General features: G+C 55.4%; 22 protein-coding genes and 1 tRNA gene. 13 read left to right on the plus strand and 10 right to left on the minus strand.

The window, feature by feature from the left end; translation table 11 throughout:
* Window positions 1–10 precede the first annotated feature (10 nt).
* The 7 genes from sufB to AC2FH9_RS00470 all read left to right on the plus strand — a co-directional run bounded on the left by sufB (window position 11) and on the right by AC2FH9_RS00470 (window position 6063).
* On the plus strand, window positions 11–1531 hold the full coding sequence (sufB, locus tag AC2FH9_RS00440; protein ID WP_496748925.1) for a Fe-S cluster assembly protein SufB: 1521 nt from the start codon (window positions 11–13) through the stop codon (window positions 1529–1531).
* Window positions 1532–1601: 70 nt separating this feature from the next.
* A complete protein-coding gene (sufC, locus tag AC2FH9_RS00445) occupies window positions 1602–2357 on the plus strand; it encodes a Fe-S cluster assembly ATPase SufC (RefSeq protein WP_142633737.1) in 756 nt (251 codons plus the stop codon).
* Window positions 2357–3637, plus strand: coding sequence for a Fe-S cluster assembly protein SufD (sufD, locus tag AC2FH9_RS00450; RefSeq protein ID WP_271947165.1), 1281 nt, complete (start codon window positions 2357–2359; stop codon window positions 3635–3637). Before sufC ends, sufD begins: the two co-directional genes overlap by 1 nt.
* Window positions 3637–4122, plus strand: a complete 486-nt coding sequence (locus AC2FH9_RS00455; RefSeq protein WP_496675646.1) for a YIP1 family protein — start codon at window positions 3637–3639, stop codon at window positions 4120–4122. Before sufD ends, AC2FH9_RS00455 begins: the two co-directional genes overlap by 1 nt.
* A complete protein-coding gene (locus AC2FH9_RS00460; protein ID WP_142633743.1) occupies window positions 4119–4685 on the plus strand; it encodes a YIP1 family protein in 567 nt (188 codons plus the stop codon). Before AC2FH9_RS00455 ends, AC2FH9_RS00460 begins: the two co-directional genes overlap by 4 nt.
* Before the next feature lie 14 nt (window positions 4686–4699).
* Window positions 4700–5920: a cysteine desulfurase gene (locus AC2FH9_RS00465; RefSeq protein WP_496870412.1), complete on the plus strand. Its 1221-nt coding sequence runs from the start codon at window positions 4700–4702 to the stop codon at window positions 5918–5920.
* A gap of 66 nt (window positions 5921–5986) precedes the next feature.
* Window positions 5987–6063: transfer RNA gene (locus AC2FH9_RS00470), tRNA-Arg, on the plus strand.
* A gap of 165 nt (window positions 6064–6228) precedes the next feature.
* On the opposite strand, the gene mepK is transcribed toward AC2FH9_RS00470, so the two are convergent.
* A complete protein-coding gene (gene mepK, locus AC2FH9_RS00475) occupies window positions 6229–6798 on the minus strand; it encodes a peptidoglycan L,D-endopeptidase MepK (RefSeq protein WP_142633747.1) in 570 nt (189 codons plus the stop codon).
* A 421-nt stretch (window positions 6799–7219) separates the two neighbouring features.
* Between mepK and AC2FH9_RS00480 the strand changes: the two genes are divergently transcribed.
* From AC2FH9_RS00480 to AC2FH9_RS00495, 4 genes are read left to right on the plus strand one after another with little or no spacing between them, the layout of a single operon-like run.
* On the plus strand, window positions 7220–8758 hold the full coding sequence (locus tag AC2FH9_RS00480) for a L,D-transpeptidase family protein (RefSeq protein ID WP_496708461.1): 1539 nt from the start codon (window positions 7220–7222) through the stop codon (window positions 8756–8758).
* A 36-nt stretch (window positions 8759–8794) separates the two neighbouring features.
* A complete protein-coding gene (gene lpxD / locus AC2FH9_RS00485) occupies window positions 8795–9886 on the plus strand; it encodes a UDP-3-O-(3-hydroxymyristoyl)glucosamine N-acyltransferase (protein WP_271947158.1) in 1092 nt (363 codons plus the stop codon).
* A 32-nt stretch (window positions 9887–9918) separates the two neighbouring features.
* Window positions 9919–10176 (plus strand): acyl carrier protein, encoded by a 258-nt coding sequence (locus tag AC2FH9_RS00490; protein ID WP_496870413.1) that lies wholly within the window; start codon window positions 9919–9921, stop codon window positions 10174–10176.
* A gap of 9 nt (window positions 10177–10185) precedes the next feature.
* Window positions 10186–11394, plus strand: a complete 1209-nt coding sequence (locus tag AC2FH9_RS00495; RefSeq protein WP_496870414.1) for a beta-ketoacyl-[acyl-carrier-protein] synthase family protein — start codon at window positions 10186–10188, stop codon at window positions 11392–11394.
* Window positions 11395–11434: 40 nt separating this feature from the next.
* Here the strand turns inward: AC2FH9_RS00495 and AC2FH9_RS00500 are convergent, their stop codons facing one another.
* Window positions 11435–12052 (minus strand): invasion associated locus B family protein, encoded by a 618-nt coding sequence (locus AC2FH9_RS00500; RefSeq protein WP_142633757.1) that lies wholly within the window; start codon window positions 12050–12052, stop codon window positions 11435–11437.
* Window positions 12053–12485: 433 nt separating this feature from the next.
* On the opposite strand from AC2FH9_RS00500, the gene AC2FH9_RS00505 reads away from it, so the two are divergent.
* Window positions 12486–14027 carry a helicase HerA-like domain-containing protein gene (locus tag AC2FH9_RS00505; protein WP_496870415.1) on the plus strand — a complete coding sequence of 514 codons (1542 nt, stop codon included), beginning with the start codon at window positions 12486–12488 and terminating at the stop codon, window positions 14025–14027.
* A 36-nt stretch (window positions 14028–14063) separates the two neighbouring features.
* Here AC2FH9_RS00505 and AC2FH9_RS00510 read toward each other — a convergent pair whose 3' ends face one another.
* The 7 genes from AC2FH9_RS00510 to AC2FH9_RS00540 form a co-directional block, all read right to left on the minus strand.
* Complete coding sequence (locus AC2FH9_RS00510; RefSeq protein ID WP_142633761.1) at window positions 14064–14315, minus strand: hypothetical protein; 252 nt, start codon at window positions 14313–14315, stop codon at window positions 14064–14066.
* A 176-nt stretch (window positions 14316–14491) separates the two neighbouring features.
* Window positions 14492–15805 (minus strand): branched-chain amino acid ABC transporter permease, encoded by a 1314-nt coding sequence (locus AC2FH9_RS00515; protein ID WP_496708458.1) that lies wholly within the window; start codon window positions 15803–15805, stop codon window positions 14492–14494.
* Window positions 15802–16812 (minus strand): branched-chain amino acid ABC transporter permease, encoded by a 1011-nt coding sequence (locus tag AC2FH9_RS00520; RefSeq protein WP_496693159.1) that lies wholly within the window; start codon window positions 16810–16812, stop codon window positions 15802–15804. Before AC2FH9_RS00520 ends, AC2FH9_RS00515 begins: the two co-directional genes overlap by 4 nt.
* Complete coding sequence (locus AC2FH9_RS00525) at window positions 16812–17237, minus strand: hypothetical protein (RefSeq protein WP_496870416.1); 426 nt, start codon at window positions 17235–17237, stop codon at window positions 16812–16814. Before AC2FH9_RS00525 ends, AC2FH9_RS00520 begins: the two co-directional genes overlap by 1 nt.
* A 1-nt stretch (window position 17238) precedes the next feature.
* Complete coding sequence (locus AC2FH9_RS00530) at window positions 17239–18069, minus strand: ABC transporter ATP-binding protein (RefSeq protein ID WP_142633769.1); 831 nt, start codon at window positions 18067–18069, stop codon at window positions 17239–17241.
* On the minus strand, window positions 18066–18854 hold the full coding sequence (locus AC2FH9_RS00535) for an ABC transporter ATP-binding protein (protein ID WP_496870417.1): 789 nt from the start codon (window positions 18852–18854) through the stop codon (window positions 18066–18068). Before AC2FH9_RS00535 ends, AC2FH9_RS00530 begins: the two co-directional genes overlap by 4 nt.
* 130 nt (window positions 18855–18984) lie before the next feature.
* On the minus strand, window positions 18985–20166 hold the full coding sequence (locus AC2FH9_RS00540; RefSeq protein WP_496870418.1) for an ABC transporter substrate-binding protein: 1182 nt from the start codon (window positions 20164–20166) through the stop codon (window positions 18985–18987).
* A 153-nt stretch (window positions 20167–20319) separates the two neighbouring features.
* Here AC2FH9_RS00540 and AC2FH9_RS00545 point away from each other — a divergent pair, with 153 nt between their 5' ends.
* Window positions 20320–21417: a PQQ-dependent sugar dehydrogenase gene (locus tag AC2FH9_RS00545; protein ID WP_496870419.1), complete on the plus strand. Its 1098-nt coding sequence runs from the start codon at window positions 20320–20322 to the stop codon at window positions 21415–21417.
* On the opposite strand, the gene AC2FH9_RS00550 is transcribed toward AC2FH9_RS00545, so the two are convergent.
* A complete protein-coding gene (locus AC2FH9_RS00550; protein WP_496691228.1) occupies window positions 21414–22418 on the minus strand; it encodes a GlxA family transcriptional regulator in 1005 nt (334 codons plus the stop codon). The genes AC2FH9_RS00545 and AC2FH9_RS00550 overlap by 4 nt on opposite strands.
* Window positions 22419–22453 lie beyond the last annotated feature (35 nt).

Here is a 22453-nt window from a genome sequence, read left to right on the forward strand (position 1 = left end):
AGGATAAGTCATGGCCGCTTTGGACCAGACTCAGGTAAAAGAAGGTGTCGATCAGGAAACCGTTGATGCGGTGCGCGAGGCCGGAACCTATAAATACGGCTGGAACACCGATATCGAGATGGAATACGCCCCAAAAGGCGTGAACCCCGATATCGTCCGTCTGATCTCGGACAAGAATGAAGAACCGGAATGGATGACCGAATGGCGTCTGGCCGCGTTCGAACGCTGGACCAAGATGGAAGAGCCGAAATGGGCGATGGTCAGCTATCCCGAAATCGACTTTCAGAACCAGTATTACTATGCCCGTCCGAAATCGATGGAGGTAAAGCCGAAATCGCTGGATGAGGTGGATCCGAAACTGCTGGCCACTTACGAAAAGCTTGGTATCCCACTGAAAGAACAGATGATTCTGGCTGGCGTCGAAGGTGCTGAGGATATGCCTGCTGAGGGCCGCAAGGTGGCCGTGGATGCGGTGTTCGACTCGGTGTCCGTTGGCACAACTTTTCAGGCGGAATTGAAAAAGGCAGGTGTGATCTTCTGCTCGATCTCTGAAGCGATCAGGGAACACCCCGAGCTGGTCAAGAAATACCTTGGCACGGTGGTTCCGGTATCGGACAATTTCTATGCCACGCTGAACTCGGCCGTGTTCTCGGACGGGTCATTTGTCTACATCCCGCCGGGCGTACGCTGCCCGATGGAGCTGAGCACCTATTTCCGCATCAATGCGGAGAACACAGGTCAGTTCGAACGGACCCTGATCATTGCCGATAAAGGCAGCTATGTCAGCTACTTGGAAGGCTGTACTGCGCCTCAGCGCGACACTGCGCAGCTGCATGCGGCGGTCGTCGAAATCATCATCGAAGAAGACGCCGAGGTAAAATACTCGACCGTTCAGAACTGGTACCCTGGGGATGAGAATGGCAAGGGCGGCATCTATAACTTTGTGACCAAGCGCGCGGATTGCCGTGGCGACCGGTCCAAGGTGATGTGGACGCAGGTGGAGACCGGCTCGGCCGTGACATGGAAATACCCGTCCTGCATCCTGCGCGGCAATGAAAGCCAAGGTGAGTTCTATTCGATCGCGATTACCAATAACTATCAGCAGGCCGACACTGGCACCAAGATGATCCACCTCGGCAAGAACACCAAGTCTCGGATCGTTTCGAAAGGGATCAGCGCGGGCAAGGCGCAGAACACCTATCGCGGGCTGGTCTCGATGCATCCGAAAGCCAAGGACAGCCGGAATTACACCCAGTGTGACAGCCTGTTGATCGGCGACAAATGCGGGGCGCATACGGTGCCCTATATCGAGGTCAAGAACAACTCATCGCGCGTCGAGCATGAAGCGACGACGTCGAAGGTCGATGATGATCAGCTATTCTATTGCCGTCAGCGCGGAATGGACGAGGAAGAGGCCGTGGCCCTTGTTGTCAACGGGTTCTGCAAGGACGTGCTACAGGCACTGCCGATGGAATTTGCGATGGAGGCCCAGCAGTTGGTGGCCATCAGTCTCGAAGGATCTGTGGGTTAATCCCGACTTTCCCTGAATTCAGAACATACAGGGGGCATGACCCTCTTGCGATACGTCAAAGGAATTAAACATGCTGGAAATCAAAAACCTGCACGTCAAACTTGAAGAAGAAGACAAGCAAATCCTCAAAGGTGTCGACCTGAAGGTTGAGGCTGGCAAGGTACATGCGATCATGGGGCCAAATGGCTCGGGCAAATCGACGCTCAGCTATGTGCTGTCCGGTCGGGATGGGTATGAAGTGACTGAAGGCTCGGCGACCCTTGGTGGTGAGAACCTGTTCGAGATGGAACCGGAAGAGCGCGCAGCAGCCGGTGTTTTCCTGGCGTTCCAATATCCGGTTGAAATCCCAGGCGTTGGCAACATGACCTTTCTGCGCACCGCTGTGAACTCACAGCGCAAGGCCCGCGGGGAAGAAGAGCTTTCAGCAGCCGATTTCCTGAAAGAGGTGCGCGCCAAGGCCAAATCGTTAAAGATCGATGCGGATATGCTGAAGCGCCCTGTGAATGTTGGCTTTTCTGGCGGTGAGAAAAAGCGCAACGAAATACTGCAAATGGCCATGCTCGAGCCCAAAATGTGCATTCTGGACGAGACAGATTCTGGTTTGGATGTAGACGCGATGAAACTGGTTGCCGAGGGCGTGAACGCGCTGCGCGACGAGGCGCGTGGCTTCCTTGTTATCACGCATTATCAGCGCCTTCTGGACCACATCAAACCTGATGTCGTGCATATTATGGCCGACGGGCGGATCGTAAAAACTGGCGGTCCCGAGTTGGCACTTGAGGTTGAAAACAACGGTTATGCCGACATTTTGGCCGAGGTGAACTGATGGCGTTGCCCCAAGCAAAACAGACTGCGACGGAGGAGCGGCTGGCTGTCCTGTCGTTGCCCGATGCCGGATGTACTCGCGCTGCGCGCGAGGACGCAATTGCCCGTGTGCGCCAAATGGGCTTGCCCAGCAGGCGCGACGAGTACTGGAAATACACCCAACCCGATACGCTCGTATCGGCTGATGCAGCGCATGCGGCGCTGTTCGAGTCGGACGAGCCGCAAATGTTCGATGAATTCGATCGCTTGAAGATTGTCTTCGTTGACGGAGTGTTCAATCCCGAAGAGTCCGATGATCTGACGCTCGAAGGTGTTTCGATCGACCGGCTTGAAGATATTTGCTGCAAAGATATCCATTGGGCCAAAGACTTGTACGGCGTTCTCGAAGCAAATGGACAAGTCCCGGTTCAGCGCCCGCTGGCCGCATTGAACACCGCATTTGCATCAGACGGAGTGGCCATCCATGTGACCGGTAAGCCATCGAAACCGATCAGCCTGATCTATCGCCATGCGTCCGAGGATTCGGATGCGATCCTGCATCACGTAGTGCGGGTCGAAACTGACGCCGAGGTTACCATTCTCGAAAACGGGCCGGCGGCATCGCGTTTCAACAAATGTATGGAAATTGACATTGCCGATGGTGGCTCGCTGCACCATGTGCGGGCCCAGGGTCGTGACCACGAGCGTCGTGCGGCGACGCATATGTTTACACGGTTGGGTGCCAATTCTGTCTACAAATCCTTCACCCTGACCATGAACGGTGTTCTGACCCGGAACGAACAGGTGATCGAATTGACCGGCGATGATGCGGTGGCGCACGTGGCCGGTGCCTGCGTCGGAGATGGCGACTTTCACCATGACGACACGGTATTCGTCACCCATGACGCGGTTGGTTGCGAAAGCCGCCAAGTGTTCAAGAAGGTGCTGCGGAACGGCGCGACCGGCGTGTTTCAGGGCAAGATCCTTGTGAAAGAGGGCGCCCAGAAAACAGACGGGTATCAGATCAGCCAGTCTTTGCTGCTGGATGATGATAGTCAGTTCCTCGCCAAGCCCGAGCTTGAGATCTATGCCGATGACGTAGTCTGTTCGCACGGTTCGACATCAGGTGCGCTTGATGAAACGGCTCTGTTCTACCTGCGGTCTCGGGGTGTGCCCGTCAAAGAGGCAACAAATTTGCTGACTTTGTCGTTCCTAGCCGAGGCTGTGGAAGAGATCGAGGATGAAGGCCTTGCGGAGGCTATGGTTGACCGCCTTGAAGGCTGGCTTTCGCGGCGAAGCTGATGCCGGTAACGTCGGATATAGTGGCCACATACCGTGGACCAGGCCGGGTTGTAAGCCGGCTTTTGGATTTGGGCGAACGTGAGGACCGCGCTTTGGTCTTTGTAATGGCGTTCTGCGTGGTGGCATTCATTGCGCAACTGCCACGTTTGTCCCGGCGGGCGCATCTCGAAGACCTCGAACTTAACATGCTGTTGGGCGGTGCCTTGCTTGGAACTGTCATTATCTTGCCGCTGTTCTTTTACCTTCTGGCCTTCGTGTCCCACGGTGCGGCGCGTCTGTTCGGCGGAAAGGGGACTGCCTATGGCGCAAGGTTGGCTCTGTTCTGGGCGTTACTATCCTCGACGCCGTTGATTTTGCTGAACGGCCTTGTCGCTGGTTTTATCGGTCAGGGGACAACCATGACCACTGTCGGGTTGGTCTGGTTCGTCGTATTCCTGTGGTTCTGGTTTTCGGGCCTTAGGCAAGCGCAAAGGTATGCGGAATGAATCCGGCCGTGCTGAGTCAGATTGCTGTTCTGACCCTGACCAACCCTGCCGAAGCGGCAAGACGGTTGCTGGATCTGCGTCCCGGGCGTGAAGTTGTCTGGCTGGCATTCTTTCTGGCTGTCGTTCTGAACGGTGCCATCCAAATTGGTATCGAACAGATGGTCCCTGTCCCGCAAGGTGAACCGCTTCCCGTTTCTGATCCTGTTATTCTGAACCTTCTACGTTCGTCAGGCGCGATGCTGCTCAGCGTGGTGGCTCTTCTTTTTGTTGGTCGTACTATCGGGGGCGTTGCGACATTCAAAGATATCCTGATCCTGACGATCTGGCTGCAATTCCTTCAGATCGCAGCGATGTCGGTGACGCTGATCGTTTCGATGGTTGTTCCATTTATGATGGTCATGTTTTTGCTGGCAACCGCACTTGTCAGCCTTTACGTCTCAATGCATTTCCTGAATGAAGCTCATAAGTTCAACTCGATGCTGAAATCTTTTGGGGTCATTCTGTTATCCGCACTGATTTCAATCTCATTTGTCCTCATGTTCACACCCAGCGGCCCGGTCTAGGGAAGAAAAATACGATGTTCGATCTGCAGAAAATTCGCGCTGACTTTCCGATCCTGTCCCGAGAGGTAAACGGCAAGCCGCTGACCTATCTGGACAATGGAGCATCAGCTCAGAAGCCACAGGTTGTCATTGACGCTGTGACGCGGGCTTATACCGAAGAATATGCAAATGTGCATCGCGGGCTGCACTATCTGTCCAATCTGGCGACCGAGAAATACGAATCCGTTCGTGGAACTATTGCCCGATTTCTGGGCGTAACGGATGAAGATGAGATTGTTCTGAACTCGGGCACGACCGAAGGCATCAATCTGGTCGCCTATGGCTGGGCGATGCCGCGTCTTCAGGCCGGGGATGAGATCGTCCTGAGTGTGATGGAGCATCATGCAAACATCGTACCCTGGCATTTCCTGCGCGAGCGTCAGGGAGTGGTGCTGAAATGGGTGGATGTGGATGCGGATGGCGGGCTTGATCCGCAAGCTGTCATTGATGCCATCGGTCCAAAAACCAAGCTGGTCGCGGTGACCCATTGTTCGAACGTGTTGGGCACGGTTGTGGATGTCAAAGCAATCACCGAAGGCGCCCATGCCAAAGGCGTCCCGGTGCTGGTGGATGGCAGTCAAGGCGCCGTGCATATGCCGGTCGATGTCCAGGATATCGGCTGCGATTTCTACGCCATCACCGGGCATAAGCTTTATGGCCCATCGGGATCGGGAGCGATTTACATCAAATCTGACCGGATGGCCGAAATGCGCCCGTTTATCGGTGGCGGTGACATGATCAAAGAGGTCAGCAAGGATCAGGTGATCTACAATGATCCACCGATGAAATTCGAGGCGGGAACTCCTGGCATAGTGCAAACCATCGGACTGGGCGTCGCTCTGGACTATCTGATGGATTTGGGGATGGACAACGTTGCTGCTCATGAGGCCGGGATCCGAGACTATGCGATGCAGAGGTTTGCGGGGCTGAACTGGATTCAGCTTCAGGGGACACGGCCGGACAAAGCGGCGATCTTCAGCTTTACTTTGGACGGTGCAGGCCACGCACATGACATTTCGACGATTTTGGATAAAAAGGGCGTCGCTGTTCGGGCCGGGCACCATTGTGCTGGACCATTGATGGATTTCCTCGGAGTCACCGCGACATGCCGCGCCAGTTTTGGTCTCTATAACTCGAAAGATGAGGTCGATACCTTGATCGAAGCGCTTGAACTTGCGCATGATCTGTTCGCGTGAAACCTGTTTGATCCGGGTCGATTTTCAGTTGCACCCGGACCGGAACAAGGTTAGCTAACGGCTCAGGCACCTGTAGCTCAGCTGGATAGAGCGCTGCCCTCCGAAGGCAGAGGCCAGAGGTTCGAATCCTCTCAGGTGCGCCATTTCTTGAATATTTGGGCTCGTATTGAAGATCACCTGCAACAGCCGGTTTGCGCAGGATTTATGAGGCTGCCTGAGTAGAATAGCACCTCCACAATGGCAGATAAATCTGCTCATTCAAACGGTTACGTGACCGACAAACTTCTCTTGACGACGGGCGGGGCGGATCAACCGCCCCAGCTTCTTACCACACCGCAATCCATATGCACGAAGTTCGAGCGGTGGTATTTGCCAACACCACCAGCACGGCAAGACATCGCCGCTTTGGCCATTTGCGAGACCGAACGAGATGACAGGCGGAGGTCGGCTGCCTGGCCTTTCATGTGCAACGAATTCTTGGCAACACGGCGCGACCGTGACCGCAGCATCGCGTTGGTCTGCGGCGAGCGATAGCCCGACAGCAGCATATAGGGTTCGTTGACATCCAACAGATTATGCGACGCCGCCATGATGTCGATCGTGCGGAGGTCCATATCTTTGGCCTGGTCGGTGCGCCAATCGCGCATGAAGTGGTTCACTTCTTTGACCGCGTCTTTGATGTATTTACCGTCAACCCAATAGATCATATCGATCCGCTCGCCAGTGCGTCCGGAATACATGCGAATACGGCGAATATCACCACCGCCACGAAGGAATCCTGCTGCATTGGAGTAGGTTGGAGTCGCTACAACTGCTGTAGCTGCGAATGCGCCCAATAAAGCACGCCGGGTCAAACCCGAGGAACTGCTCGTCGTCATTTTGTGTTTCGTCCCGTACTGTTCCTGCCTGCACACGATGTTACGCGCGCTGTATTAATTTATTCCCATCCCAGATGAGGGATTTATGACACAGTCGTGAAGGGCGGCCAAGAAGTCTTTCAAATTCATCTTTTCAAGGGGGAATTTTCGGCAGTTTTTTGCGCAGGTGGTGCAAAATGGCAAAGATCCAACGTCTTAGGCCGTCGCCGAAATCTGTCCGATGCAAACAAGCATCACGCTTGGGTATAAGCACGAAATTGATGCATTTGTGAATAGACAATGGGTTTCAAGCAAAACCATAATTGTTCGGCATTGCCTGAAACGGCGTATTATATTGAAAATTCAAGGGCTCCAAATGTTCTCTGTTCTTCGTGCAAGCACCGGTATTGCTTTGGCCGCATGTTTTCTAACGTCTTCGGCGATGGCGAACACTGAGGCCAAGCCTGACACCGCATTCCAGATGGCGGTTGCCGAATTTGCACCTTCCGGGTCTGAGATTGCCGATTTCTACCGTGAAAGAGGATTCGTGCCTGTTTGGGTTGGCGACACGGCTGCACATGCTGAACGTCGTCAACGGTTGATTGAGGGGCTTTCTGCGGTCGAATTACACGGGCTACCCGCGAACGCCTATGATGCGCAGGGCTTGGTTGACCGACTTCAATCAGCAAAATCAGCGCGTGAGCTTGGGGCCGTCGAGGTCGAGTTGACACGCGTTTTTGCAGCCTATGCTCAGGACATGAGGACAGGCCTTTTACGACCATCCGATATAGACGATGGATTAGTCAGGAAGGTCGAGCCGACCTCGACAGCAGGGCATCTGCGTGGACTGACGACCTCGGAGGATGCAGCCTATTTCGATCAGTTGGCGCCAAGCTCGACCCAGTATCGGGCTTTGATGAAGCAGAAACTTGCGCTGGAAGAATTGGTTCGCCAAGGCGGTTGGGGAACTACTGTTCCACAAGCAAAGCTAGAGCTGGGAGATACGGGACCCGCCGTAATAGCGATGCGTAACAGATTGGTTGAAATGGGTTTTATGAACCCAACAGCCAGCCCTGTTTTTGACGATGCCTTGCTGGCAGGTGTTCAGCGGTTTCAAATCGCACATGGTCTTGCCGCAGATGGCGTCGCGGGTCCGGGCACAATTACTGAATTGAACCGCACTGCTTCGGATCGTCTGAAGGCCGTCTATGTCGCGCTGGAGCGTGAGCGCTGGTTGCCGCGCGAGCGCGGTGAACGCCACATTCTGGTCAATCAGGCTGATTTCTCAGCCAAGATTGTTGATGACGGCTTTATTACCTTTGAAACCCGCGCTGTGATCGGCAAGAACACCCATGATCGTCGGAGCCCCGAGTTTTCCGACAAGATGGAGCATATGGTCATTAACCCCAGCTGGTATGTCCCACGCTCGATCATCACCAAGGAATACCTGCCGCAGCTGCAGTCCAACCCAAATGCCGTTGGGCATATTCAGATTACCGATCGCAGTGGTCGCCAGGTCAATCGCGGGGCAGTAGATTTCACTCAGTTCACCGCAAGCAACTTTCCTTTTGCGATGCGCCAACCGCCCAGCAAAAGCAATGCCCTGGGGCTGGTGAAGTTCATGTTCCCCAACAAGCACAACATCTATCTGCATGATACACCGCAGAAAAGTTTGTTTGCTCGGGAATCTCGTGCCTTCTCGCATGGTTGTATCAGATTGGCTCAGCCTTTCGAATTCGCTTACGCACTGTTGGCGAAGCAAGAAGAAAACCCAAAGGCATTTTTCCATCGGATTCTCGCAACTGGAAAAGAGACCACTGTGAAACTTGAGCAGCATGTTCCTGTCCACTTGATTTACCGCACTGCCTTTATTGGCCCGAAAGGTGAGGTACAGTACCGACGCGACGTCTATGGCCGTGATCAGAAAATCTGGAATGCTCTGCAGAAAGCAGGGGTGGCCCTGCCGGACGTTCAGGGGTAATCACCGGGGGCAGGTCCTAGTTCCGGGAAGCCCCACATGAAATATACAGTTCAACAAATCGCAGATGCCCTTGACGCTGAGTTCCAGGGCGATGCCAGCCTGGTCGTACATGCTGCTGCTGAACCGTCGGATGCAACTGCCACTGATCTGGCGATGGCGATGTCGCCGAAATATGCCGAGGATCTGGGATCGGGTTCGGCGCAGGTCGCCATCCTTTGGGAAGGTGCTGACTGGCAGGCGTTGGGCCTTAAGGCAGCAATATTCGTTCGACGACCGCGCATGGCGATGGCCGGGATCACCTCCATGCTGGATAAAGGGCAGGGCTTTGGGTCCGGGGTTCACCCTTCGGCAGTCATCGACCCAACTGCGGATGTGGCAGATGGGGTCTCAATCGGCCCTCTGGCAGTCATTGGTGCACGGGCCCGGGTTGGCAGAGGGGCGAATATCGGACCGCATTGCGTCATAGGCATGGATGCTGTGTTGGGCGAAGACGCGGTTCTGCGCGAAATGGTCAGCATTGGTGCCCGTGTGCAGATCGGGGATCGTTTTATCGCGCAACCAGGTGCAAGGATCGGTAGCGACGGGTTCAGTTTTGTTACGCCCGAAGTATCGGGGGTAGAGAACGCGCGCAAGACCTTGGGGGATGCAGGAGACGCCAGCGCGCAAAGCTGGCTGCGCATTCATTCGCTTGGTTCTGTGGAAATTGGCGACGATGTCGAAATCGGTGCGAATTGTACGATCGACAACGGGACCATTCGTAATACTCGCATCGGGAATGGCACAAAACTGGATAATCAGGTCCATATCGGCCACAACACGCGCGTTGGTAATGACTGTCTGCTGTGTGGTCAGTCTGGTATTTCCGGTTCAGTTGAGCTTGGCAATAACGTGGTTCTGGGTGGGCAGTCAGGCGTTTCGGACAATATTTTCGTTGGCGACGGGGTGATTGTCGGCGGTGGTACCAAAATCCTGTCAAACGTACCTGCCGGTCGTGTGTTGATGGGCTACCCGGCTGTGAAGATGGAAACCTTTACAGATGTCTATAAGGCGCAGCGCAGATTGCCGCGGATGCTTCGTGACGTGGAGGCGTTGAAAAAGGCTGTTTCCAAACAGCCTCCGAGCGATTAAATCACATTCAACGTGATAATCAGAGGATCGATATGAGCATCACCGACCGCGTCATTGCCATCATTGCCGAACAAGCCGTGTTGGAGCCTTCGGATGTGACGCCCGAAAGTACGCTCGAAGATCTGGGGATCGACAGCCTGGGGCTGGTCGAGAGTATCTTTGCCATCGAAGAAGAGTTCGACATTACCGTTCCGTTCAATGCCAATGAACCAACGGCCAGTGACTTTGACATCTCAAATGTCGCCGCGATCATTGCTGGGATCGAAAAGCTTGTGGCAGAAAAGGCCTGACCCAAGCAAATGAAACGGGTAGTAATAACCGGGGCAGGCACGATCAATTCGCTTGGTCATTCAGTTCCAGATACGCTTGAGGCGATGCGGGAAGGCCGTTGTGGCATTTCGGAACTTGAATTTCGAGACGTCGACAGGTTGGCGATCAAGATCGGTGGGCAGGTCCGGGGGTTCGAAGCCGAGGGTCGGTTCAACCGCCAACAGATGACTCTGTATGACAGGTTTACACAGTTTACCCTGACCGCGGCCAAAGAGGCCATAGATCAGTCCGGGATCGAATTCCACGGTGAGTTGGCTGCACGATCTGGCGTGGTTCTGGGAACAGCAGGTGGTGGCGTTTCGACCTGGGACGACAACTACCGTTCAGTCTATGAGGACGGGAAGAACAGGGTCCATCCATTTGTTGTACCAAAACTTATGAACAACGCGGCGGCAAGCCACGTATCGATGGAACATAACCTCAAAGGTCCCAGCTTTACGGTATCGACTGCTTGTGCCTCATCGAACCATGCGATGGCGCAAGCCTTTCAGATGGTGCGCAGCGGGGCGGCCCCTGCGATGATCACCGGCGGCTCAGAATCCATGTTGTGCTTTGGTGGCGTTAAGGCCTGGGAAGGGCTGCGGGTGATGTCCAAGGATGCCTGTCGTCCTTTTAGCGCCAACCGAAACGGTATGGTGCAAGGAGAGGGAGCGGGCATCTTCGTGTTCGAGGAATACGAACACGCGAAGGCGCGTGGGGCAGAAATTTTGTGCGAAGTTGTTGGTTTCGCGATGACCTCGGATGCATCAGACATTGTAATGCCCAGCAAGCAGGGCGCTGCCCGTGCGATGTCAGGGGCGTTGTCTGATGCTGGCCTGAATGCCAATCAGGTGGGTTATATCAACGCCCATGGCACAGGTACTGCGGCCAATGACAAAACGGAATGTGCCGCTGTAGCTGGCGTTTTCGGCCCGCATGCGGACGAACTTTTGATCTCATCCACCAAGTCGATGCATGGTCACTTGATTGGCGGAACCGGCGCGGTAGAGCTTTTGGCCTGTATCATGGCCCTGCGAGATGGGGTGATTGCACCGACGATTGGCTACGAAGAACCTGATCCAGAATGTGCTTTGGACGTTGTGCCCAACGAGGCACGCGAAGCGAAAGTTGAGGTTGCGCTAAGCAACGCTTTTGCTTTCGGAGGTCTGAACGCAGTACTTGCCTTAAAGCGGATTTGAGAAAGCCGCTGGGTTAAACGGCTTTCTCGAAATGTAGTCTTCAGTTGGTTGCGACATCAACAATGTCGTAGCCTGCAGTAAACCCGGACAAAGACAGGTCAAGTTCGATCACCTGATCCGGCGCGGGCGCTGGAACGATGGTCAAAGTCGCCTTGCTACCCTGCTTCATTGCATCGATATCCCCTTGGGTCAGGCCGATTTGGGCAACACAGCCAACAGGGTTACAAAACGAATAGTTGTAGCGTTTGGCAGGCGCCCCGTCGATTGAGAGGGTCAGCTGCGCTTGCAACAGTGTTTCAAGCGGAACCAAGATATTTGCTCCGGCTACAGCCGAACCGCCTTCGGGTAGGCGGAACATGGAAAACTCAGCCATAGGCACATCTTGCGGGCCATTTATGACCTGCAGCAGCGAACACAGATCTTTGCCCGCGTTCATCTTCAAACAGTTCAGGCTCCAGTCGCCGAATTTTTCTTTGTCATAGCGCTGTCCGACCTTGACGGTTTCATCGACCGGCTGCCCCAGGTCGAGACCATTGTCCACCTGCTCGGTCGTAGGGGATTCGGTGGCAGGTTCTGTCGTGTCGGTGGTCTCTTGCGCCAGGGCGGCGCCGTTGAAAAGAAAAGCTGCCGCAACAAGCTTTATCGGTGTCCTGAACATAATTGCCTCGTGATTGTTGATGTGGCTTTTCGCCGGGTCTAGCACCACTGGCGCGCAGTGTCAGGCATTATGCAGCGTAAAAAGACAGAAGTGATCGGAATCTCGCCTGAGGCCCCGTGGGCAACACGTGTGGCCAAGATAAAAGGGAGCCGGTGGAGCGGCTCCCTTTCATGAATTTTTCTCCCCGTCGGACCGGCCGACTTAATTATGTGCAGACGTTACGAGAGGGCGGCGCGGTGGTCAACTGCTAACCTGAAAATTTAATTATGAAGCTATGGTGGAAAAAGGGCCGCGCGTGAACGCGCGGCCAGTCGACAGGGAGGAAGTTTGTTGACCGCGCAATTCTCATACACGAACAACCAGAAAACTATCGCAGCCAAAGGTTAACTTTGTATGCTGGGCGGAGATCGGTAGGAAACAGGGCCTTAAACATATGAGTGAGAACATATTTCTTGGCGGTGGTGGCGCAGATTACAGCCAACGGCAGACGTTGTCGTTGAAATACGCCAACCGCCACGGCCTGATTGCCGGTGCGACCGGTACTGGCAAGACCGTGACGCTTCAGATCCTGGCCGAGGGGTTTTCCAAGGCCGGGGTGCCGGTGTTTCTGTCTGACGTCAAAGGTGATCTGTCTGGTTTGGCGTTGGCGGGCAGTGAAAGTCACAAGCTACATGGGGCATTTCAGAAGCGTGCCGAAACCATCGGATTCACGGATTACGAATATGCCGCTTGCCCGGTCACTTTCTGGGATCTGTTCGGTCAGCAAGGCCATCCGGTTCGAACCACAGTATCCGAGATGGGACCTTTGTTGTTGTCCAGGCTGATGGACCTGAGCGAAGCACAAGAAGGCATTGTTAACATTGCATTTCGGGTTGCCGATGAAGAAGGTATGCCCCTGTTGGATATGAAAGATCTGCAAGCCCTGTTGGTCTGGATCGGAGAGAACAGAGCAAATCTTTCGCTGCGCTATGGGAATGTCTCAACCGCCTCGATCGGTGCCATCCAGCGACGGTTGTTGGTTCTTGAAAATCAAGGGGGCACCAATCTGTTTGGCGAACCTGCCCTGGAACTGGCCGATCTTATGCGCACCGATGCCAACGGGTATGGCATGGTGAACATCCTGGCCTCTGACAAGCTGATGGGATCACCTCGACTGTATGCGACGTTCTTGTTATGGCTGCTGAGCGAACTGTTTGAAGAGTTGCCCGAAGTCGGCGATCCGGACAAACCCAAGCTGGTATTTTTCTTTGACGAAGCGCATCTGTTGTTCGAAGACGCGCCCAAAGTGCTTGTGGACAAGGTCGAGCAGGTCGCCCGCCTTATCCGATCAAAGGGCGTAGGGGTCTATTTCATCTCGCAAAACCCGGCAGACATCCCAGAAGACATTCTGGGTCAGTTGGGTAACCGGGTACAGCATGCTTTGCGAGCCTTCACCGCCCGAGACAGGAAAAACCTTCGCCTTGCGGCTGAAACCTACCGCGAGAATCCAACCTTTGATACTGAGGCCGCCATCCGTGAGGTTGGCGTGGGCGAGGCGGTTACATCCATGCTGCAAAAGAAAGGGGTTCCGGGCATCGTCGAACGCACTTTGATCCGTCCCCCTGGGTCACAGTTGGGGCCGATTACCGCTGCCGAACGGCAAACGGTAATGAATGCGTCTCCGATGAAAGGCAAATACGAAACCCGCATAGATCGCAGATCAGCCTTTGAGATGCTCCAGGCGCGGACTGATGCCGCAGCACAGGCCGCAGCCGAGGCAGAAGAACAGCTTGAGTCTCAATCGATTGCAGAACGCGAATTTGCCACGGCTCGCCGATACTCAGGTAGCAAAGTAACGCGGTCTTCTTCGCGGATCGTGCGAAAGAAAGACACCTTTGCCACCGCCATGAGCGAGGCTGTCATTAAGGAGCTTAAGGGAACAACCGGGCGCAGGATCGTCCGAGGCATTCTGGGCGGGTTATTTCGTAATCGTTGAATGGCGGGCCGGGCTAATTGCCCGGCCTCACAACGGTCACTTCAGGCGGCGTTGGCCTTCTTGTCTGCAATATGCATCAGCCTCGGGGACGGACATTTTTGTTGCCGGAAAGTCGATTGCCCGGTCCCAGTCCACGCGGTTCTGCCGGTAGAGCTGGCATGTCACCACGCCCTTGGGGGTCTGGACTTTGACCGGAGTGGTTTCCAGATCTTTTGGTGACGGAATACATGCGGTCAAAGAGGCAAGAACCGGCAACAGAATGAGTGTCTTTGTAAGAGTGGTTTTCATCGGTGTTTTCTATTCCCTGCGGGCAAATGGTAGTAGTCTGCACAAAGGCAAATAATTGGTGAACACGACTGTGAAACATGTCAGGCCGATGATTTGCTCTAGTAAGTTCCTCACTCAAAAGCAAGAAACCGCGCCAATTTCTTGACGCGGTTCCATATATTGGAGGTTCTGTGGCCCTATTTCTCGGGGATCAACCCTCTTGGGCTGAATCTAAGAACAATCAGCAGAATCAACCCCATCGTGAACAGTCGCATATGGGCCGCGCTGTCGATCAGATGCGTCTTGAGCGCACTGCCATCGGGCATTCCGGACGTGATCAGGTTCATAAGCCACAACCCAATCGGTTCGACCTGGACCCACAGAAACCAGATGAGGAACGCGCCCAGCACAGCACCAAAGTTGTTGCCCGATCCGCCCACGATCACCATGACCCAGACCAGAAATGTAAAGCGCAGAGGGTTGTAGGTACCCGGCGTCAACTGCCCGTCCAGCGTTGTCATCATCGCGCCCGCGATACCGCAGATGGCAGAGCCCAGAACGAAGATTTGCAAATGGCGGCGGGTGACATCTTTACCCATCGCCTCGGCTGCAACCTCGTTGTCACGGATGGCGCGCATCATGCGGCCCCAGGGGCTGCGCAGCGCCATCTGGGCCATCCACAGCAGGATCAGAAGAACAACCATGAACAGCAGGGAATAGCCCAGCTTGACCGACAGGGTCGAGGCGATGACAGGGTCCAGCCCAAACCAATCGGCACGGGCAATGAAGGATGGATCCTGCTGCAGCTCAACCTCATAGCCGACCACGGGCGAGGGGCGCGGGATGCCGTAGACATTCTTGACACCTCGGGCCAACCAGTCCTCGTTTTTCATGATTGCGATGATGATTTCGGCAATCCCAAGCGTCGCAATCGCCAGATAGTCCGAGCGCAGGCCAAGGGCAGTTTTGCCGATCAGCCAAGCGGCACCGGCGGCCAGCACACCGCCCGCGGGCCAGGCCAACAGAACCGGCAGATTCAACCCGCCAAGGTTGCCCGCAACGGCTGGGTCAATGGCTTCGACACCAGCAACGCTGGGGTCAAACACCGCACGGTAAATGAAAAACCCGGCGATCAGAATCGCGACGATGGCAATCGTCTGTACACGGCCCCTCGGTATTTTTGTTGCCACCAGAACCGCCGCAACGACGGTTGCAGCCCCCAACAGCAACGCAAGGACGATCCCGTATCCTCCGGATGACCACGCGCCGGGTGTCGGCGGGGTTGAGACCAGCACAACTGCCAGCCCGCCCAGCGCAACAAAGCCCATAACACCAACGTTAAACAGGCCCGCAAAGCCCCATTGCAAGTTCACCCCAAGCGCCATGATGGCCGAGATCAGCCCCATGTTCAGGATCAGGATCGCCGAATTCCAGCTTTGCGTGAATCCGGTCAACAGGATCAGGCCGCCAACAACCACGAAAAGCAGCGTATTTTTGACAGTCTCGGTCATACTGCTTTCCCCTTAAACAGACCTGTGGGCTTAAACAGAAGCACGATAAGCAAGATAACAAAGCTGACCGCGAATTTGTAATCGGTGGACAGGAATTGGACCAATCCCGAAGGCTCTAGATGTTCCGGTGCCATATAGGTCAGCACCTTTTTCCACGCATAGGTGATCGTCACCTCGGAAAACGCGATGATGAACCCGCCCGCGATAGCGCCCAACGGGTTGCCGAGGCCGCCGACGATGGCCGAAGCGAAGATCGGCAGCAGAAGCTGGAAATAGACAAAGGGCTTAAAGCTCTTGTCCAACCCGTAAAGCACACCCGCAGTTGTCGCCAGCGCCGCGACAAGGATCCAGGTGATCATCACCACACGTTCAGGGTTGATGCCGGACAGCAGCGCCAGATCCTCGTTATCCGAATAAGCGCGCATCGACTTGCCGGTGCGGGTTTTGTTCAAAAACCAGAACAAAAGTGCCACGGCGACAACGGCCACAACCACGGTGATGCCCTGAGAGGTCTTGATCGCCAGCCCCTCACGCAGCCCGGTCATTGCCTTGAATTCCCGCGCCGAAACGATGAACCGCTCACCGTCCGAGAACCTTTGATCATCCGGCCCGATTATGAACCGCACCAGCCCGTTCATTATGAACATCACGCCCATCGAGACGATCACCAGAATGACCGGCTTGGCCTTTTGTTCCCGGTAGAACCTGTACACCAGCCGATCCGTGATCAGAACCAGAACGATACAGCCGAGAATGGCAAAGGGCAGGGCCAGCAGAGCGGTTGGCAGCGGCCCGAAACTGACCCCGGCGGCCTGCAGGCCCCATGTGACCAGCACGGCGATCATCGCACCAAAGGCCATCGTGTCGCCATGGGCAAAGTTCGAGAACCGCAGGATGCCATAGATTAACGTCACCCCCAACGCGCCCAGCGCCAACTGGCTGCCATAGGCGATTGCGGGAACAAGGACGAAGTTGGAGAGCGCCACTAGGGCGTTGAGGAAGTCCATTAGTTTTGATTCTCCGCTTCGCAAAAACCTTCAACTGACCTTGTCAGTAGTTTGTCGCGCCCAACCAGTGTGTCGCTTATGATTGCAGTCCCGAGCTCATAGTTAGGTTTGTCGGCGTTAAAAACGCCTTGAAACACATCGAGCCTTGGACTGCCGATGCCTGGGCCATATGCAAAGACTGAAAGGATAGGATCGTGTGTGATCCGGATGTGTGTCCAATCACTAGTCGGGTATTCAGAGCCGTTTTCTTGCCAGATTACTTGGTGTTCGGTCGCGGAAAGCAGCACAGTTCGTTTATCCTCAAACGTACAACGAAGCACAACTTTTGCTTCAATTTGTTTTGATAGAACTACCGTGTTCTCAGCAGAAACGACGGTTCCCAAAAGACAGACGAAGAAGGCGGCGAGACAGCTAAATCTATTCATCTCACCCCCCCAAGAAACTCTTACGAACTTCGGGATCGGCCAGCAGTTCCTTGCCCGTGCCGGTATAGGCATTCCGCCCCTGAACCAGCACATATCCCTTATCTGCGATCTCCAGCGCTTGCCGGGCGTTCTGTTCGACCATCAGGATCGGCAGGCCAGTGCGGGAAACCTCGATAATTCGATCAAACAACTCATCCATCACGATGGGCGAGACACCGGCGGTTGGTTCGTCCAGCATCAGCACCTTAGGCTGAGTCATCAGCGCACGACCCACGGCGACCTGTTGGCGTTGACCGCCCGATAGCTCTCCGGCGGCTTGGTTGCGTTTGTCACGAAGGATGGGGAACAGGTCATAGACCTGTTCCATCGTGTCTGAAAAGTCGTCACGACGGATGAACGCGCCCATCTCAAGGTTTTCTTCGACCGTCATCGACGTGAAGATGTTCGAGGTCTGCGGAACAAAGCCCATCCCCTTGATCACCCGATCCTGGGGCGACAGGTTGGTGATGTCTTCTCCGTCCAGTCGCACAGATCCCGCGCGGACATCCAGCATCCCAAACACGGCCTTCATTGCAGTGGATTTACCGGCGCCGTTGGGGCCAACGATTACAGCGATTTCACCGGCGTCGACGGAAATCGTGCAATCATGCAGGATATCCGGGCCCTTGCCGTAGCCTCCGGTCATGGTGTCGCCGATCAGGAATGGGCCACCTTCGACGCGGTGCGTCTTTCCGCTTTTGCGATGTGCGGGCGTCATTGTGCCCATGCCGTGTGTATTGGTGATCGAGGCATCCTTGTTGCCGTGGTCATCCTGATAAGGATTATCGCTCATGCCCCGGCCTCCAGCTTGTCTTTGTTCTTCAGGCCGGTGCCCAGATAGGCTTCGATCACATGCTCATTGGCTTTGATCTCGTCCAGAGTGCCCTGGGCCAGAACCTTGCCCTCGGCCATACAAATGACCGGGTCGCAGATTTTGCCGATGAAATCCATGTCGTGCTCGATAACCACGAAAGTATAGCCGCGTTCCTTGTTCAGTCGCAGAATCGTGTCGGCGATGGTCATCAGCAGGGTGCGGTTCACGCCCGCGCCGACCTCGTCCAGAAACACGATCTTGGCGTCGACCATCATGGTACGGCCAAGTTCCAGCAGCTTTTTCTGCCCGCCCGAGACCTGACCGGCCTTGTGATCGGCCAGATGTTCGATGGTCAGAAACTCCAACACCTCATCGGCCTTAGCCATTAACGCGCGCTCTTCATTAGCGATGCGTTTGCGGCCGAACCAGGTGTTCCAAAGTGATTCCCCGGATTGCGCGCCGGGCACCATCATCAGGTTCTCTCGGCAACTCATCGAGGAAAACTCATGCGCGATCTGAAAAGTGCGCAGCAGACCTTTGTGAAACAGATCGTGTGGTGGCAAGCCGGTTATGTCCTCGCCATCCATGAACACGCGTCCAAAGGTGGGCGGGAGTACACCCGCGATCACGTTGAACAGAGTTGTCTTTCCGGCCCCGTTCGGCCCAATCAGGCCGGTGATCGAACCCTTCTGGATTTCCAGCGATGCCCCATCCACCGCATGAAACCCGCCGAAATGCTTATGCACGTCCTCGACGACGATCATCTTTTCCCCTAGCCGCCGTTTTCGGCGTTCTTGTTTTCACACCCTCATTGAAGAGGTGCGGTCTTTTTTCACTGAAGCAGCCCGGACACAAGGTCCGGGCTGCTTATTTTCAGGTCTTCTTAGGTCAAAATCAACGGAAGTTGACGGTCTTGTTTTCGCCGTCGGTGACTTCGATCTCGCGATACGAACCTGCGCTTTCGCCGGGGCCGATCAGCTCAACGCCGGACGCGCCGACATAGTCGATGTCCTGACCAGCGGCCAACAGTTCCAGACCTTTGGCCAGCTCACCCGGATAGATCTTCTCTCCTGGAGCGTTGGCAACATCTAGGATCTTGCTGCCGTAGTCGGCCGGGTTGGTCGAACCAGCGGCCTGCATCGCCAGCATGAACAGCGCTGCGGCGTCATAGCTTTCAGGCGAATAGGGCGACGATCCGTCAAAACCGGCGGCTTCGGCCATGGCAAAGTACTTTTCAGCACCTTCACCACCTGAACCGGCGATCTGACCGAACGAGCCGTTCAGGTCGGGGCCGACATTTGCGGGCAGCGAGTCACCGATCATGCCGCCGGGCAAGCCGAACGTGTCGAATGCACCGCTGTCCAGCGCCGACTGAATGATGCCCAATCCGCCCTGATCGAGATACCCGGCTACAACCAGAATGTCGCCACCGGCCGAGGCCAGCGCGCCAACTTCGGCCGAGTAGTCCGCTTTGCCATCCTCATGCGCTGCCACGATTGTGACTTCGCCGCCCGATGCCTCGAACGAGGACTGGATCGCGTCTGCCAGACCCTTGCCATAGTCGTTGTTGGTGTAGGTCAGTGCGATTGAAGTGATACCGCGATCATTCAAGATATCTGCCATCACTTGACCTTCACGCGCATCCGAAGGGGCGGTGCGGAAGAACAGGCCGTTATCCTCCATGGTCGACAGACCGGGCGAGGTGGCCGAGGGCGAGATCATGACCATCCCGTTCGGGATCGCGACATTCTGCAGGATCGCTCCGGTCACGCCAGAGCAGTCACCGCCAATGATGCCGGCAACGCCGTCGGCAATCATGCGTTCACCGTTCGAGGTGGAAAGACCGTTGTCGATGCAGCCAGTATCAGCGCGCGATGCAGTGACGGTAGAGCCATCCAGCAATTTGCCGGATTCGGTCACTTCGGCCATTGCCAGTTCTGCGCCTGAGCCCATTGAGGGTGCCAGCGATTCAATTGGTCCGGTAAAGCCGAACAGAACACCCAATGTGACGTCTTCGGCCATAGCTGCGCCCGAAAGAAGGGCGGTTGCTGCAGTTGCTGTAAGCAGCTTTTTCATATGGTTACTCCCAGTTGTGAACGTATTCGTTCTGGGCACGACCCTAGGCAAGCTGTTCGAAAAAGAAAAGTCCTAACGCAAACGTGTTTTTGTGGCGCACAGTTCTAGTTGTTCAGATGTGCCCGGCGCGGTGTTTTCGGTAAGGAGAACGAGATGTTCAGACTAGCTATGATCTTCATCTTTTCTGTTGTTTCAGGGTTGGCCGGGGCAGAATCGCTAACTACCAGCTCCGGATCGGCGCGTGTGACGGCGATGGTGAAGGGGCTCGATACGCCCTGGGCAGTCGGTATCCTGCCTGACATGTCCTTTCTGGTAACTGAGCGCGACGGTGATCTTCTGTTCGTGTCGGAGGGAAACATAGCTCGCGTCAAAGGCACTCCCAATGTGGTTGCAAAGGGGCAGGGCGGTTTGCTGGACGTAACCGTTGCCAGGGATTTTTCGCAAAGCCGTGAGGTTTTCCTGACCTATTCCAAGCCTCAACCAAAGGGGGCAGGCACTGCACTTGCGATTGCGCGCCTGTCCGAAGACGGATCAGAGCTGACCGATCTGCGCACGATTTTCGAAGCTGAAAATGGTTGGGATTCTGGGCGTCATTTTGGCTCTCGTGTTGTCGAAGCAAAGGAGGGGACTTTACTTGTCACTATCGGCGATCGTGGTGATCGCCCGACCGCCCAGGATCAATCGAGTCACAACGGCTCGGTGATCCGTGTGAACCGGGACGGCTCGGTGCCGGCTGATAATCCATTTGTCGGACAACCGGGAATTCAGCCAGAGATATGGTCTTATGGCCACCGGAATCCCCAAGGTGCAGGGCTGGATGCACGGGGGCAACTATGGGTATCGGAACATGGAGCCAAGGGCGGTGATGAAGTGAACCTAATCCGGCCGGGGCGGAACTATGGCTGGCCGGTGATTTCCTATGGCAAGCACTATTCCGGACAAACAATCGGCGAGGGGACGGCAAAACCGGGGATGGTGCAGCCTGAATTCTATTGGGACCCTTCCATCGCCCCATCCGGCCTTTTGATTTATTCAGGCAAGCTTTGGCCCGAATGGAAGGGTGATCTATTCGTCGGGTCGCTCAAATTCGACTACATTGCTCGGCTTGAAGGCACTCCATTGACTGAGGTCGAGCAGATCAAGGGCCCTCAGACGGAACGCGTCCGCGACATTGTCGAGGCACCGGATGGATCAATCTGGTTTATTTCCGTCGGGCAGGGCGCTGTCTTTCGCATGACCCCCAGCGATTAAACAGACAAGCGCCCGCTTTGCGCACCGCGCTCACGATAGGGCGTGGTGTTATAATGCGCCCGGTAGCATTTCGAGAAATGGCTAGGCGAGGCAAACCCGCATGCCAGCGCCACGTTGATCACGCTCATGTCGGTCTGCATCAGCAGGTTCCGGGCCTTATGCAGGCGCAGCTCCATATAATAGCGTTTAGGCGACCGGCTGAGGTAACGGCGAAACAGACGCTCTAGCTGCCGTGTGGACATGCCGACCTCTTTGGCCAGAATCGAAGGCGAGATCGGCTCTTCGATGTTCTTCTCCATCATCAGGATGACCTGGCTCAGCTTGGGATGGCGCACCCCAATCCGTGTCGGGGTCGACAGACGCTGGGTGTCCTGATCAGTACGGATCGAGGAATAGATCAGCTGATCGGCCACCGCGTTGGCAAGGTCTTCCCCGAAATCCTCGGCGATGATTTTCAGCATCAGGTCGATAGAGGAAGTACCACCGGCTGTTGTCATCCGGTTTCCGTCAATCTGGAATACGGATTTGGTCAGTTCGACCTCATCAAATTCTTCGGTGAAACTGTCCGAGTTTTCCCAGTGGATCGTCGCACGCTTGCCATCCAGCAAACCCGCCTTGGCCAAGGTATAAGCTGCCGTACACAGCCCACCAATGCGCAATCCCCGGCGTGCTTCGCGGCGGACCCAGTTCAGAATTTTCTTGGTGGTAGCGGCTTGAACATCGACACCGCCGCAGATCAGCACGACGTCATCGCGCTGCAGCTCGGCTAGATCAGCGTCCAGTTTGAACTCGGTCCCGGCGGAGCATTTGATCGTCTCGCCGCCTTCGCCAGACAGGCTCCAACTGTAAAGCTCTTTGTCGGCCATGCGGTTTGCGATGCGCAGGCTATCCAGCGCGGATGCGAAACACAGCAGCGAGAATTTGTCCAACAGGACAAACACGAAATGACGAGGGCTGGCCGCAGTGGTTTCCACCGTGACAACTTGGCGTTGCTCTTGCATGGCGAGGTGTCCTTGATTCGGCGCCGTTTGACCCT

The sequence above is a fragment of the Ruegeria sp. CDSC081 genome, assembly GCF_059610485.1.